Origin of the sequence: Steroidobacter sp. (assembly GCF_036402275.1) — a bacterium.
In the GTDB taxonomy this organism is placed as follows: domain Bacteria; phylum Pseudomonadota; class Gammaproteobacteria; order Steroidobacterales; family Steroidobacteraceae; genus Steroidobacter.
On the sequence record NZ_DASWTF010000027.1, the window covers coordinates 1 to 13,987 of the forward strand.

Here is a 13,987-nt window from a genome sequence, read left to right on the forward strand (position 1 = left end):
ATCAGTCCTCGCACGTTGCGTTACAAGTTGCAGCGCCTGCGTGAGGCAGGCTTCGTCGTTCCGGCGGCTTGAGGTAAGCACACATGTCTTCATTACAGATCGACGCCGTGCTCTCGCAGATCCGCGCCATGCAGTCGCAGATCAAAGGTGTCGGCGCTCCGCAGAACGACGTCGCCAAGATCGCGGGCGTGGAGAGCGCGGTACAAGCGCCGACCAGCTCCTTCGCCAACGTGTTGAAGCAGGGATTGGATTCGGTCAACCAGGCGCAGGCGCGCGCCGGGGATCTTGCGACCAAGTTCGAGCAGGGCGTGCCCGGCGTCGAGTTGCCGCAAGTGATGTTGGAAATGCAGAAGGCCAGTGTTTCCTTCCGCGCGGTCGCCGAGGTGCGCAATCGCTTCGTGAACGCGTACCAGGAAATCATGAACATGCCGATTTAGTCCGGATCGTCGATGAACACATTGATGACTGAAGTTGGTGACACCGTTATGGATTGCGATCGGTTGGTTCGGGTGAAGCATGAGCGCTGAAGCGACAGCATTGCCGTTGCCTTCGAATGGGCAGCAGGCGCCTGGCTCGCAACTGCCGGCGCAGTCGCAGTCGCCGCGCCCGACGCTCATTCCGCCCGGCTTGAAGCCGCTCGCGACGTTGATCGGCATCGCCGCCGCGGTGGCTGCCGGTGTGGGCGTCGTGCTGTGGTCCAAGGAGCCGACCTACAGCCTGTTGTACGGCAACCTCGGCCAGCAGGACGCCGCGCAGATCGCGCAGGCGCTGGACACCAACGGCATTCCTTACAAGCTCGAAGGCAGCGGCGCCATCACCGTGCCCGCCGATCGTGTGCACGATGCTCGCTTGAAACTCGCCGGCCAGGGCTTGCCAGAAGGTGACGGCGGCTTCGCCGTCATGTCCAAGGATCCCGGCTTCGGCGTCAGTCAGTTCATGGAAGGCGCGCGTTATCAGCACGCGTTGGAAACGGAACTGGCTCGTACGATTACAAACTTGCAGGCCGTCGAAGGTGCTCGCGTGCATCTCGCGCTGCCTCGGCAGTCCGCGTTCGTGCGCGATCGTCGCAAGCCGAGCGCGTCGGTGTTCCTGCAGATGAAGCCGGGTCGTCGTCTCGAATCGGAGCAGGTCACGGCCATCGTGAACCTCGTGGCGTCGAGCATTCCCGAGTTGGAGTCGCAGCAGGTCACGGTCGTCGATCAACAGGGTCGCCTGTTGTCCTCGCCGGACGGCAACAGCGAGATGGCCGAGCGCGAGAAGCAGATGGAGATCGCGCGCGAGCTCGAAGATCGTTACACGCAGCGTGTTCAACAGTTGCTCGCGCCGCTGGTCGGTAGCGATCGCGTGCGTGCGCAGGTCGTGGCGGATGTCGAGATGTCCACCACTGAAGAAGCGCGCGAACAGTATCGTCCTGAAAGCGGCATCGTTCGCAGCGAACAGACATCGGAAGAAACCAGCCGCAATGGCGCCGGTCCGCTCGGTGTGCCTGGCGCGTTGACCAATCAGCCGCCGCAGCCCGGCGTTGCGTTGCCTCCGGGGGCGCCGGCGCAGGCTCAGCCTCAGCCTCAGCAAGCTCAAGCCGCGAACGCCGTCACTCCGAATGGCGCACCGGTCGTCGCGCCGCCGGACAACACATCGAAGCAGTCGACTCGTAACTACGAGATCGATCGCACGGTGGCGTACACCAAGTTGCCGGCCGGTCGACTCAAACGCCTCACGGTGGCGGTGCTGGTGGACAACCTGCGCACTACCGCGGAAGACGGCACCGTGACAGAAACATCGCTGACGCCCGAGCAGGTCGAGAACATGACCCGCTTGGTAAAGGACGCGATCGGTTTCAGCGAAGCCCGAGGCGACAGTGTGAGTGTGGTGAATGCCTCCTTCCGCGGCCAGACCAAGCCAGAAGACATCGTCGCGGACAAGATTCCGCTGTGGGAGCAGCCGCTTATGCGTGACATCGCGAAGCTGCTGGTGGGCTTGATCGCGCTGCTGGTGCTGGTGCTCGCGGTGTTGCGTCCGCTGATTCGCGGCCTGATCGGCGTTCCGGCGAAGCCCGAGAAGCCATCGCAGCCGGTGCAGGTCGTCCAGGCAACGGCAGTGCCCGGCGCTCCCGCCGCCGCCCTGGCGTTGGCTGCCGATGGCTCGGCGCCTGCACCGCTCGATTATGACGGCCAGATCGCAGCAGCCCGCGCTCTGGTGACGCAAGATCCTGCGCGGGTGGCGCAGCTGGTGAAGACGTGGGTCGGCGACGATGAGTAAGGAAAAGTCAGAACCTAAACGGAATGGCACCGAGCGTGCGGCCATTCTGCTGTTGTCGCTCGGCGAGGCCGAAGCGACCGAAGTGATGAAGCACATGGGCGCCAAGGATGTGCAGCGGATTGGCGCCGCCATGACGCAGCTCCAGAACATCTCGCGCCAGGAAGTGCAGGATGTGCTCGGGGAATTCACCAGCGAGCTCGAGGAAAAGACCGCACTGGGCATCGGCGTCGACGATTATCTGCGCAAAGTGCTGATCGGCGCCCTCGGCGAGGACAAAGCCGGCGGCGTCATCGATCGCATTCTGTTTGGCCGTTCCAGCAAGGGCCTGGAAGCGTTGAAGTGGATGGACTCGCGCGCGGTCGCCGAGCTGATTCGCCAGGAACATCCGCAGATCATTTCCATCGTGCTCGCGTATCTCGACGCCGATCAGTCGGCGGAGATCCTGCAGCAGTTTCCGGAGTGGCTGCGGGCCGACGTCATCATGCGCATCGCGACGCTGGACGGCATTCAGCCGACCGCGCTGCATGAGCTGGACGAGGTGATCGAGAAACAATTCGCCGGCAAGACCGGCGCGCTCAAGACTTCCATCATCGGCGGCGTGAAAACGGCCGCGCAGATCATGAACTTCCTGGACTCGAGCCAGGAGAGCGTGCTGATCGAGAACATCCGCAAGGTGGACGACGCGCTCGGCGGCAAGATCCAGGACCTCATGTTCGTGTTCGGCGACCTGGTCGAGATCGACGATCGCGGCATGCAGGAAGTGCTGCGCGCGGTGCCGGGCGAGAAGCTGCTGCTGGCGATGAAGGGCGCGGAAGACGATCTCAAGCAGAAGATCTTCAAGAACATGTCGCAGCGTGCGGCCGAAATGCTCAAGGACGATCTCGAATCGCGCGGTCCGGTGCGCTTGTCCGAAGTGGAAGCCGCGCAAAAAGAAATCCTGTTGCAGGTTCGTAAAATGGCAGAAGCTGGCACCATCCAGCTCGGCGGCAAGGGTGAAGAGTTCGTATGACGACGCACGCACGCTACGAATTGCCGAGCATCAGCGGCCTTGCCGTGCAGGGACGCCGCGCCGGCAAGACCGTGCAGGAGCTGGAAGATCTCGAGCAGCGCACGTACAACGAAGCGTTCGCCAAAGGTCAGGCCGAAGGCCGGGCCCAAGGGTTGGCCGCCATCGAGCGCGAAATGCGTCCGCAGCTCCAGCAGCTGCAGGCGCGCGTGGAGCGTCTCGACGCCATCATCAATTCATTGGCGCGTCCGCTGCAGGAGCTCGACCCGGAAGTCGAAGATCAGCTGCTGCAGCTCGCGTTGACCATCGGCCGTCATCTGGTTCGTCGCGAGTTGCGTATCGATCCGTCGCAGGTCATCGCGATCATTCGCGAGACGGTGGCGCTGCTACCTGCGTCCGCGCGTGACGTGCGAGTTCATTTGCATCCGGAAGACGCCGCGGTCGTTCGCGAAAAGCTGGCGACACCTGCTGGCGAACGTGTGTGGACCATTGCAGAAGATCCAGTGATGGGCCGTGGCGGCTGTCGCGTGACTACCGAGACGGCGCAAATCGACGCACGTCTGGACACGCGCATCGGCAGCGTCGTTAGTGCGTTACTGGGAGACGAGCGCGTGACTTCGATTCGCGGCGAAGACTCGGCGAGCGAAGAAGGCACGTCGGCCGACTTGTTTGCTAACGGGCCGAACGCTTGAACGGCATGAACAGTCCCGTCCTGCAACTCAAGCGCGGCGCGAACTGGGCCAAGCAGCTCCAGCGCGCATCTCGCATCGTCGATCGTCTCGAACCTCCGCCAGTCGAAGGCGTGCTCACTCGCATGGTCGGCCTCACGCTGGAAGCGGCGGGTTGCCAGGCGGCCATTGGCGATCGTTGCGATGTGCTCGGCACGGGCGGGCATAGCGTGGAAGCCGAGGTGGTCGGATTCTCCGGCGACCGTTTGTATCTGATGCCCACGGGCGATATTCACGGTCTCAAGCCCAACGCGCGTGTTGTACCTCGCACCGGTGCGGGCACTGCGGTTGTCGGGCCGCAACTGATGGGTCGCATTATCGACGGCGCGGGCAATCCGCTCGATGGGCTCGGTCCGCTGAATTGTGACGATCGCATTCGTCTGGTGGGCGCGCCCATCAATCCGCTGATGAGAAAGCCCATCGAAGAGCCGCTGGATGTCGGCGTGCGTGCGATCAACGCGTTGCTCACCGTCGGTCGCGGTCAACGTATCGGTTTGTTTGCCGGCAGCGGCGTGGGTAAGAGCGTGCTGCTCGGCATGATGGCTCGCTACACAACTGCCGACGTGATCGTCGTCGGGCTGATCGGCGAGCGCGGTCGCGAAGTGAAAGAGTTCGTCGAGCGCATTCTGGGGCCGCAGGGTCTGGCGCGCTCCATTGTCGTTGCCACACCGGCTGACAATCCGCCGCTGATGCGTTTGCACGGCGCGTGGCGCGCGACTGCGATTGCCGAGTACTTCCGCGATCAGGGCAAGAACGTACTGCTGATCATGGATTCGTTGACCCGCTTCGCTCAGGCGCAACGTGAGATCGGCCTCGCCATCGGCGAAGCGCCGGCGACCAAAGGTTATCCGCCTTCGGTGTTCGCCAAACTGCCGCAGCTCGTTGAGCGCGCGGGTAACGGCGACAGCGGCTCGGGCTCGATCACCGCGTTCTACACCGTGCTCAGCGAAGGCGACGATCAGCAGGATCCGATCGCCGACTCGGCGCGGGCCATTCTCGACGGTCACATCGTGCTGACGCGTCGTTACGCTGAAGCCGGCCATTATCCGGCCATCGACGTCGAAGCATCCATCAGCCGCGTGATGCACGAGATCGTGCCGCACGAGCATTCGGCGATGGCTCGCCAGTTCAAACAAGCGTTGTCCACGTTCCAGCAGAACCGCGACCTGATCGCCATCGGCGCGTACAACAAGGGCAGCGATCCTCGCATCGATGCAGCGATTGCCGCGTGGCCGAGCATGCAGAAGTTCCTGCAGCAGAACGTGCACGAGTCCGTGGACTATCGCACCAGTCTCGCCAGCCTGCAGGCGCTGGTGGGCGGTTGAACTAGATGACGCGCGCGAAACGACTCGAACCGGTTCAGCACATCGTCGACGAGGCGCAGAAGCGTCTTGCGCTGAGCGTGGTTGCGTTCGAAAAGCGTGTGCTGGATGGCGAGGCCAAGCTGGCCGAGCTGGAACGTTACAAGGCCGAGTACGAACAAGGGCTCTCACAACGGGCGGGTCGCGGCATCGGTGCGACGGAGCTGCGCGATTACCAGGCGTTCCTCGCCAAACTCGCCGAAGCGATCAAGCAACAGCAGGCGCTCGTGAATCGAGCCCGCGCCGAGCACCAGGCAGAGCGATTGAAATGGCAGGACGCTTTGAGACGTTCCAAGGCGCTGGGCCACGTGGTCGAGCGCTGGCATGCCGAAGAGCGCCATGTGAGCGACCGTCGCGAACAGCGCGAGAGCGATGAGCGCGCCCAGCGCAAGACCAACAGACCTTGACCCATTGATCATGATGCCCAGTGTTCCTTCCGCAGGTAGCTCCATGCCCGTAGCCAGCACTTCGACGTCCGGGAGCGCTGCTCCAGCGGCGTCTTCGTCGAACGCGCCTGCCAGCGTCGCTGTGGATTTCATGTCGATGCTGGGGCAGCTTGCCGGCGCGACTGCGCCCACGCCTGCATCGACTGCGATGCAAGCCGGCGCGCCAGTCGTGAAGGACTCGGATGAACTGGATACCGATCCCGAGTCCACCGACATGCTCGGCATGATGCCGCTGTCGTTGCCGGTGATGCCGACGGAAGTGAAGGCTGACGCAGCAGGCGTGCAGGCTGCGCTGCTCGGCATCGCGGGCGGCATCTCGAAGGCGCAGGGCGATGCTGTCGCTCCGGAAGCGCAGTTGCTGACGGATTTGATTCAGCCCGAGCAATTGACGGGCGAGGGCAAGTTTGAAATTCCCGAGCTGCCAAAGACTGGCGAAAGCGCGTCGCCCCTGCGCCAGGCTGAATCCGCGCATTCTCGACCTGTGCAGGTCCCTGTCGGCAATGCGCAGTGGGCAGATGAGATTGGCTCGCGCATGACCATGATGGTGGAGCAGGGCAAGCACACTGCCTCGCTGCGCTTGTCGCCCGAGCACTTGGGCCCCCTCGAAGTACGCATCACGATGAATGGCGATCAAGCCTCAGTGCAGTTCGGCGCTGCGCATGTGGATACTCGCAACGCCATCGAAAACGCGCTGCCTCGACTGCGTGAAATGTTCGCGTCGCAGGGATTGTCGCTGTCGGATGCTAACGTTTCTCGCGAGCCGCCGCGTCAGCAGCCGAATCAGACGGCGCAATCTGGTTCGTCATCGTCCGGCAGTTTCGCTGCCGACGACGGTTCCACAGTCGTCTCCGCGGCTCAGGTTCGTCTCGGACTGCTCGACGCATACGCCTGACGAGCCAGTACCTGCCATCGACGGCATAGCGTTATTTAACGGTGGCGCTCCGCAGAAGATTTCACTACATTCGCGATGTTTCCACGGCTGGCAACCAATCATCAGGATGGTCTCATGGTCGCGAAGCTCTCTGCGGAGTTGATCGGTACGCTTTGGCTGGTGTTGGGTGGATGCGGTAGCGCGGTGCTGGCCGCCGCATTTCCAGAGGTGGGTATTGGATTGCTCGGCGTGTCGTTTGCGTTCGGCCTCACGGTGCTGACGGCGGCTTACTCGCTTGGCCCGGTGTCGGGCGGCCATTTCAATCCCGCCGTGACCGTTGGATTGTGGGCGGGCGGCCGATTCCCCGCTGCGCAGGTTCTGCCCTACATCGTTGCGCAAGTCGTGGGCGGCGTGGCTGGGGCGGCGATCCTCTATGTGATCGCCAGCGGCGCTCCGGGATTCAGCGTCGCGCATGGCTTCGCTGCCAATGGCTTCGGCGAGCATTCGCCAGGACAGTACTCGTTGCTTTCCGGCGCCGTGACCGAAGTCGTCATGACCTTCATGTTCCTGATCGTCATTCTCGGCGCGACCCACCATCGAGCGCCCATTGGTTTCGCCGGCATCGCCATCGGCCTGGCGCTGACGCTGATTCATCTCATCAGCATTCCGGTCACCAATACTTCGGTGAATCCGGCGCGCAGCACCGGACCGGCGCTGCTGGTCGGTGACTGGGCGCTGAGCCAGCTTTGGATGTTCTGGGTGATGCCCATCGTCGGCGCGGCGCTCGCGGGCTTCGTGTACCGCTCCGTATTCGAAGGTGACGCCGACAAGCCGCCGATCACCGGGCGGCCTGCGTAACCCATACCGTTAGAACTCGACTTCGAAATCGGCCAGCAGGCCCCAGTCCGCCGACTCGGACGTGAGGCCGGCGGCCACGCCCATGCCGAACTGAAACGGAATGGCGGTCGCGGCAATCTCGAAAGCGGGGATGAGGTACGCCTCCCAATCGCTCTCTTCGTGGACGATATTACTGCCCAGTTGCAAGGTGATGTTTCGTCCGTCCGGGCGACGCTCGATGGCCACGTTGAGCAGTTGCTCTTCGAAACCTTCCTGCTCCTTCCATTCCATGCCGGCTTCCACATGCAGGCTCATGGAACGATCGGGGAACCGAAGGGTGAACGGCACGGAGAGATCGACGCCCCACAGATCGTCTGAGATTCCCGGCCGGTCGTCGCTGGACGGCAACGCGACACCGACGCCGAAGCTGCCGGAAAAATTCTCGCCCTCGGCCAGCAACCACTTGGCGCCCAGCTCGACGTTGCCGGCGCCATCGATGTCCTCGCCCGCGCCGTCGAAGCTCATCCTGCGATAGGGAACTTCGACCTCCACCATGAGCCGGTCCGAGATCGCGTATTCCAGCTCTGCTTCGATTTCCTGGCGACGCTCGCCGTCGTAGTCGAAGTAGGAGGGGACGATGTTCACTTCGAGCTCGCCGGCCTCGATGATGTATCCAGTATCGATGCGCAGATGCTCGAGCTCTTCGGCGCGGTTCGGCTCGGCAACGATGTTCGATGTAACTGTCAAGCCGGCAATCGTGGCAGCCATCTGCAGCAGTCGTGCGCCAGACATGTTCATGCCAGTTGTTATAAGAAGCGCGCGTGATTGCGCTTAGAGGCATGATACGGATGTCACCTGACGCTGCCCTGACGATTTCCTCGCCAGGGCATCGGTGATTCTACGGTCGGGCCGCGGACTACACCGCCCGCGGCCCCCGTTGACAGCTCATTCCTTGATGAACTTCAGCAAGTCGTTGTTGAGCTGATCCTTGTGCGTGTCAGCCAGCCCGTGCGGCGCGCCCGGATAGACGATCAGCTTGGAGTTCTTCACCAGCTTCGCCGAGGCCCGGCCGGCGGCGTCGATGGGGACGATCTGATCGTCGTCGCCATGCACGATCAACGTCGGCACGTCGAAGCGCTTCAAGTCCTCGGTGAAGTCCGTGGCCGAGAACGCCGCGATCGAGTCGGACGTGTTCTTGTGGCCGCCCTGCATGCCCTGCGCCCAGAACGAGTTGATCAGGCCCTGCGACGCCTTCGCACCCGCGCGGTTGAAGCCGAAGAACGGCCCCGAGGCGAGGTCGAGATACAGCTGCGACCGATTCGCGATGGACTGCTGACGCAGGCCGTCGAACACTTCGATGGGCAGACCGCCAGGATTCGCCGGTGTCTTCAGCATCAACGGCGGCACGGCGCTGATCAATGCAGCCTTGCTGACGCGCCTGGTGCCATGACGCCCGATGTAACGAGCCACTTCGCCACCACCGGTCGAGAAGCCGACCAGCACCGCCTTCTGCAGATCCAATGTTTCGATCACCGTCGCGAGATCGTCCGCGTACGTGTTCATCTCATTGCCATTCCACGGCTGGCTGGATCGGCCGTGACCGCGACGGTCATGCGCGACCACGCGATAACCCTGCGAGGCCAGGAACAGCATCTGCGACTCCCAGCTGTCCGAGCTCAGCGGCCAGCCGTGACTGAAAACGATCGGCTGTCCGGTGCCCCAGTCCTTGTAATAAAGCTGTGTGCCGTCTTTAGCGGTGATGTAGCTGCCGGTGCGTGTAGAAGCGGTCATGTGCATTCTCTCCAGGTTCGTTGATTAAGGTGTGCCCTTCGGCTGGGAAGCACTGTACGTCCGCCGCTCCGCGCTGGGGTGACGCAGAATCCTGAAGAATTGATCGAGAGTATGGACGTCAGGCTTTTTTCCTCACGCCGTCGTACATAGAGAACACCCAAGGGCGCAGCGCCAATAGAAGCCCCGTGCTGCGTTTTTCTTTGTCGAGCAATCCTGCGTCCAGCGCAGCCAGTTCGGCGAAGTCGCGAGCCAGCACTTCGAGCTTGCGCGCCAGGATCTTCGTGGACGCTTCGGACAGTTCGGCGGACGCGAAGCTGATGGACTCGTTGCGACCGGAGAAGTCGGACTGCAGGAACTCGCGCTTGACCTGCTGCTCGTAGGCTCGGCGCACCGGGCCGTTGCTGCGCCAGACGATGACATTCGAGGTGCGCAGTCGGACCTTCATCTTGGGTTGCAGCTCGATCAATTTGACGGCGTCGAGCTTCACCAGCAAGCGGCGCAGATCGCGTTCAGTGAGGTCGAGCTCGTTGGCGATGTCCGCCGGCTCGTGCCCGTTGATGAGCAGGTGGAAACAGGCGAGCAGGCGAGTGTCGTCCGCCAGTGTTTGTTCCTGCTCGATGGTCAGCTGTTGTCCGCCGGGCGTGGTTTGCTGAGCGGCCATCTTGGCGACCTCGACGATGCTCAGGCCCAGCGCCGTGCAGATCTGCTCCAGCCGCGCCAGCGAAAACGTTTCTTCCGAAAAGATCCGTTTGACGGACGCCTCGCTCAGGCCCACGGCCTGCGCGAGATCGCGATAGGTCGTGCCGCGCGCCTTCAGGCTGCGCTTCAGGACGGCAATGATCTGCGCGCATTCGCTCATTGGGGCCTCGTTCAGTTCAGTCGGGTGAGGCCCAGAGTATTGGATTTCGCTACTTCTGCAAGCCCGGTTGCGCCTTTTGGAGGTGGTCCGCACCCTCACGGCAGCTTTGGCAGCGGAGGCAGGCGAATGAATGCGTTGGCAAAGGTTTGCACGACAGTTCCCCAGGACGGGCAGACGCGCGAGGTATGTAACGACAAGCACTCCCACTTGAACAGCACGAGTGTGCTGGGGCGCATCGCTCCCACCAGTGTCGCCGACGTGGCTTCCGCGGTCCGGCGCGTTCAGCAGCGCGGCGAAAGCATGAGTATCGCGGGCTTGTGTCACGCCATGGGCGGACAACAATTCGCGCAGGATGCGTGGCTACTCGACATGCGTTCGATGAACAAGGTGCTCGGCTTCGATCGCGAGCGCGGCATCATCCACGCGCAGGCGGGGATTACGTGGCCGGACCTGATGCGTCACTACGTGATTGAGCAGCGCGATGGCGCGAGCGCGTGGGGCATTCGTCAGAAACAAACCGGGGCAGACCGATTGACGCTCGGTGGGGCGGTCGCTGCCAACATTCACGGACGCGGTCTGACTTATGCGCCGTTCGTTCAGGACATCGAGTCGCTGGAAGTCGTGCTGGCCGATGGGTCGGTGGTCGATTGCAGCCGCCATTGCAACTACGATTTGTTCCGTCGAGTCGTAGGCGGCTACGGGTTGTTCGGCGTCGTCACGTCAGTCAAGTTGCGCCTCGTTCCGCGCCAGAAGGTGGAGCGCGTGGTGCAACTCGCACGCATCGAGCACATCGTCGACGGATTCAACGAACGCATCCGCGACGGCTATCTCTACGGCGACTTTCAGTTCTCGACCGCGCCGGAAGATCGTGGCTTTCTGGTTCGCGGCGTGTTCTCGTGCTATCGCCCCGTCGATCCGCAGACACCGATTCCTCCAAACCAGATTCGCCTGATGCCTTCGGACTGGCGTCGCCTGCTGTATCTCGCCCATCGCAACAAGCTGCAGGCGTTCAACGAGTTCGCGAGTTTCTATCTGCAGTCGTCGGGTCAGATCTACTGGAGCGACACTCACCAGCTTAGTGTCTATCTCGATGATTATCACGGCCGGCTCGACGAGGCTTTGCAGCCGGCGGTGCCTGGCTCGGAGATGATCACTGAGCTGTACGTACCGCGCGAGCGGCTGGCCGCATTCATGGAAGACGTGCGCCGGGATTTTCTCCGGCACCGCGTCGACTTCATCTACGGCACAGTGCGTCTCATCGAGCCGGATACCGAAACCATGCTCGCGTGGGCTCGCGAGCGCTTTGCATGCGTCATCTTCAATCTGCACGTGGATCATGACGCGCGCGGACTCGCAAACTCGGCGGACTCGTTCCGTCGACTCATCGATATCGCAATCAACCACGGAGGCAGCTATTTCCTGACGTACCATCGTCACGCCTCGCGCGAGCAGGTGCGGGCGTGCTATCCGATGTTCGAACCATTCCTCGCGGCCAAGAAACAACTGGACCCCCAGGAGGTGTTTCAAAGCGATTGGTATCGGCATTACCGCGCCGAATTCGCGGGGCAGCGATGAACGTCGGCAACACGGGCCGGCGCGGTCATCAGCAGCGAATCGCCATCCTATGGATTTGTATCGGCTTGTTCTTCCTGCGCGTCATCGGGCAGGTGGAAGTTCTGCTGCTGTCTCCGCCGTGGCTGCCACCGATGAACGACTGGTACTCCGGCTTGCTTCCGTATCCGTTGTTGCTGCCGGCGCAGATTGCGCTGTTGATGCTGATGTCCGTCCTTGTCGTTCGCGAGATGCGCACCGAGGGCTTGGCGTTTGCGAGGCCAGAACGCTGGCGGACTTGGGTTCGACGCTTTGCGTTGGTCTATTTCGTGGTGATGGTGTCGAGGCTGGCCATTCAGCTCTTCCGAGGTGCAGACGACGTCATCGCCGCCGGCGGTATTCCGGTGGCGTTCCACTGGGTGCTCGCGCTGTTTCTGCTGGTGCTGTCGAGGACCGATCGGCATTAACGAGCGCTTGTCGTCCTGCCGCGTTACTATTACGGACGCCATGTCTGAACCGTTCGAGAGCAAGCCAATGAAGGTGGAGTTCTGGTTCGAGTTTGCCAGCACATATTCCTATCCCGCAGCCATGCGCATCGAAGCGCTGGCCGCGAGTCGCGGGGTGGCGGTCGCGTGGCGATCGTTTCTGCTCGCGCCGATCTTTCAGCAACAGGGATGGAACAACTCGCCATTCAACATTTACCCGGTGAAGGGCCAGTACATGTGGCGGGACCTGGAACGGATTTGCGACCGTCTCGATATTCCGTTGCGCAGGCCGACGAAGTTTCCGCGGAATGGATTGCTCGCCGCGCGTGTCGTCTGCAGTCACGCGGATGAGCCATGGATTCCCGATTTCGTTCGTGGAATTTACAGCGTGAACTTCGCCGAGGACGCGGAGATTTCCGATCCAACCGTCATATCGCGATGTTTGACTTCGCTCGGTCAGGACGCCGCTGCAATCCTGGCGACAGCAGAGACGCCAGCCTCAAAAGACAAACTCAAGGCGCAGACGGCGGAGGCGATGGAGCGCGGCCTGTTCGGCGCACCGTCCTTCCTTGTCGGCGGCGAATTGTTCTGGGGTAACGATCGGCTCGAAGAAGCGTTGGACTGGGCAGTGCGCGCCGCTCGTTGAACAGCGCGGGCCCCGGCCCTTGCGTCGATTCGCCAATGTTTCTACCGAGAAGGGCCAGCGAGACTCGCTGCCGCTTCTCTGGCGCGAGTGTCCTGGATCAGCACTTCACGAGCGGCAGCCCGCAAGATATCCGGGCTCACGTCGCGAAGATCGGATTCTGCAGTCACTCCCTCGGCCGAGAGCTGCGCATGCAGAGCATGCATCACCCGCTTGTTGGCGAATAGATGCGGAACCTGCTCGTCGTCGCCTTGATCCCGATGAAATTTCCAGAGCAGGCGAGCCAACGAGTCTCGTGACAGCCACAGCTCCGCGAGCTTGGCTCGATACTCCAGTTCCCAGGGCGTCAAGTTTGGATGGCGCTTGAGATCCGCGAAGTGCTGCGTCTCGTGGCCCAGCAGGCTGGCGCGAAAGGCGTCATTGTCCATGCCTTCGGAGAACGCCGGGCCGACGGCGTACAAACGATCTGGCGTGGCCCAGCCGCCGTTGGAGCTCCGGTCGCACCGAGCATAGGCGCTCCAGCCGCGCGTCACGAAGTCGTTCAGCAGTTCGAGTTGCACAGGATGGGAGCCTTCGGGCAACGCCACTTGATGCAGCGAACTCTCCTGCTTGCGCCAGATCATCAGCTCGCGCAGCGGCGGCGTAACTCCGAGCTGCGAGTAGTAGCCTCGCTCGCGCAGCTTGGCGGCCACGCGAGACTCGATCGCGTCCCAATCCTCGATCGTCGTTTGTTCTCCGAGTAGTTCGCTGAGATCACGCTGCAGCTGCCGTCCGTGGCTGTCGCGCTCCGGGGGCGACATCAGGGCATGCCACCAGTAGTTTTGATAGAGACTCAGCACGTCGCTGACGAAAGGATCGCCGGCATCGCGCCACACAGGCGCGACGGCCTGGTTCCCAAATCGCCTGAGCATGCAGCGCCGATGCCTGATGTCCGCGCCCGCGAAATGATTGCGTGGGACGCCTGCCAGAGATTGAGCCGCTAGCTTGCCGTCCCCCTGCAGCGCAGCCTTGTTGGATCGTTCAAGCGCCCTTTGACCGGGAGGCGTGGTGACTATCAGGATCTCGGCGTGGCTGTCGGTAATGCCCACCAATCCGCAAACGCATAGAATTGCTCCGGCGATTGTCCTGGCGCGGGCCGGCCTGAATGCCT

The 13,987-nt window shown here is 62.4% G+C and carries 15 protein-coding genes; 11 read left to right on the top strand and 4 right to left on the bottom strand.

The genetic code is table 11. From position 1 onward, the window contains the following. The first annotated feature begins 83 nt into the window (after nucleotides 1–83). The 8 genes from fliE to aqpZ all read left to right on the top strand — a co-directional run bounded on the left by fliE (nucleotide 84) and on the right by aqpZ (nucleotide 7,529). The gene (gene fliE / locus VGD45_RS12100) at nucleotides 84–437 is read left to right on the top strand and encodes a flagellar hook-basal body complex protein FliE (RefSeq protein ID WP_331155562.1); all 354 of its coding nucleotides are present in this window, start codon (nucleotides 84–86) and stop codon (nucleotides 435–437) included. Between the two features lie 79 nt (nucleotides 438–516). Then, nucleotides 517–2,259, top strand: a complete 1,743-nt coding sequence (fliF, locus tag VGD45_RS12105; protein ID WP_331155563.1) for a flagellar basal-body MS-ring/collar protein FliF — start codon at nucleotides 517–519, stop codon at nucleotides 2,257–2,259. After that, on the top strand, nucleotides 2,252–3,268 hold the full coding sequence (fliG, locus tag VGD45_RS12110; RefSeq protein ID WP_331155564.1) for a flagellar motor switch protein FliG: 1,017 nt from the start codon (nucleotides 2,252–2,254) through the stop codon (nucleotides 3,266–3,268). Before fliF ends, fliG begins: the two co-directional genes overlap by 8 nt. Continuing rightward, nucleotides 3,265–3,957, top strand: coding sequence for a flagellar assembly protein FliH (locus VGD45_RS12115; RefSeq protein WP_331155565.1), 693 nt, complete (start codon nucleotides 3,265–3,267; stop codon nucleotides 3,955–3,957). Before fliG ends, VGD45_RS12115 begins: the two co-directional genes overlap by 4 nt. A gap of 5 nt (nucleotides 3,958–3,962) precedes the next feature. Then, nucleotides 3,963–5,318, top strand: a complete 1,356-nt coding sequence (gene fliI / locus VGD45_RS12120; RefSeq protein WP_331155566.1) for a flagellar protein export ATPase FliI — start codon at nucleotides 3,963–3,965, stop codon at nucleotides 5,316–5,318. Nucleotides 5,319–5,323: 5 nt separating this feature from the next. Continuing rightward, nucleotides 5,324–5,761: a flagellar export protein FliJ gene (fliJ, locus tag VGD45_RS12125; RefSeq protein ID WP_331155567.1), complete on the top strand. Its 438-nt coding sequence runs from the start codon at nucleotides 5,324–5,326 to the stop codon at nucleotides 5,759–5,761. A 43-nt stretch (nucleotides 5,762–5,804) separates the two neighbouring features. Further along, complete coding sequence (locus VGD45_RS12130; protein ID WP_331155568.1) at nucleotides 5,805–6,692, top strand: flagellar hook-length control protein FliK; 888 nt, start codon at nucleotides 5,805–5,807, stop codon at nucleotides 6,690–6,692. A 114-nt stretch (nucleotides 6,693–6,806) separates the two neighbouring features. Further along, complete coding sequence (aqpZ, locus tag VGD45_RS12135; protein ID WP_331155569.1) at nucleotides 6,807–7,529, top strand: aquaporin Z; 723 nt, start codon at nucleotides 6,807–6,809, stop codon at nucleotides 7,527–7,529. A 9-nt stretch (nucleotides 7,530–7,538) separates the two neighbouring features. Here aqpZ and VGD45_RS12140 read toward each other — a convergent pair whose 3' ends face one another. The 3 genes from VGD45_RS12140 to VGD45_RS12150 form a co-directional block, all read right to left on the bottom strand. After that, on the bottom strand, nucleotides 7,539–8,300 hold the full coding sequence (locus tag VGD45_RS12140) for a hypothetical protein (protein WP_331155570.1): 762 nt from the start codon (nucleotides 8,298–8,300) through the stop codon (nucleotides 7,539–7,541). 153 nt (nucleotides 8,301–8,453) lie between these two features. Beyond that, the gene (locus tag VGD45_RS12145) at nucleotides 8,454–9,299 is read right to left on the bottom strand and encodes an alpha/beta hydrolase (RefSeq protein WP_331155571.1); all 846 of its coding nucleotides are present in this window, start codon (nucleotides 9,297–9,299) and stop codon (nucleotides 8,454–8,456) included. Between the two features lie 118 nt (nucleotides 9,300–9,417). Further along, nucleotides 9,418–10,158: a helix-turn-helix transcriptional regulator gene (locus tag VGD45_RS12150; protein ID WP_331155572.1), complete on the bottom strand. Its 741-nt coding sequence runs from the start codon at nucleotides 10,156–10,158 to the stop codon at nucleotides 9,418–9,420. 126 nt (nucleotides 10,159–10,284) lie between these two features. On the opposite strand from VGD45_RS12150, the gene VGD45_RS12155 reads away from it, so the two are divergent. Genes VGD45_RS12155 through VGD45_RS12165 form a run of 3 tightly spaced genes read left to right on the top strand, consistent with a single transcriptional unit; the run spans nucleotide 10,285 to nucleotide 12,840 of the window. Next, a complete protein-coding gene (locus tag VGD45_RS12155) occupies nucleotides 10,285–11,733 on the top strand; it encodes an FAD-binding oxidoreductase (RefSeq protein WP_331155573.1) in 1,449 nt (482 codons plus the stop codon). Continuing rightward, nucleotides 11,730–12,176, top strand: a complete 447-nt coding sequence (locus tag VGD45_RS12160) for a hypothetical protein (RefSeq protein WP_331155574.1) — start codon at nucleotides 11,730–11,732, stop codon at nucleotides 12,174–12,176. Before VGD45_RS12155 ends, VGD45_RS12160 begins: the two co-directional genes overlap by 4 nt. A gap of 40 nt (nucleotides 12,177–12,216) precedes the next feature. Next, entirely contained in the window at nucleotides 12,217–12,840 is a 624-nt protein-coding gene (locus VGD45_RS12165; protein WP_331155575.1) for a 2-hydroxychromene-2-carboxylate isomerase, read from the top strand. 41 nt (nucleotides 12,841–12,881) lie between these two features. Here the strand turns inward: VGD45_RS12165 and VGD45_RS12170 are convergent, their stop codons facing one another. Next, complete coding sequence (locus VGD45_RS12170; RefSeq protein ID WP_331155576.1) at nucleotides 12,882–13,748, bottom strand: hypothetical protein; 867 nt, start codon at nucleotides 13,746–13,748, stop codon at nucleotides 12,882–12,884. Nucleotides 13,749–13,987: the final 239 nt, after the last annotated feature.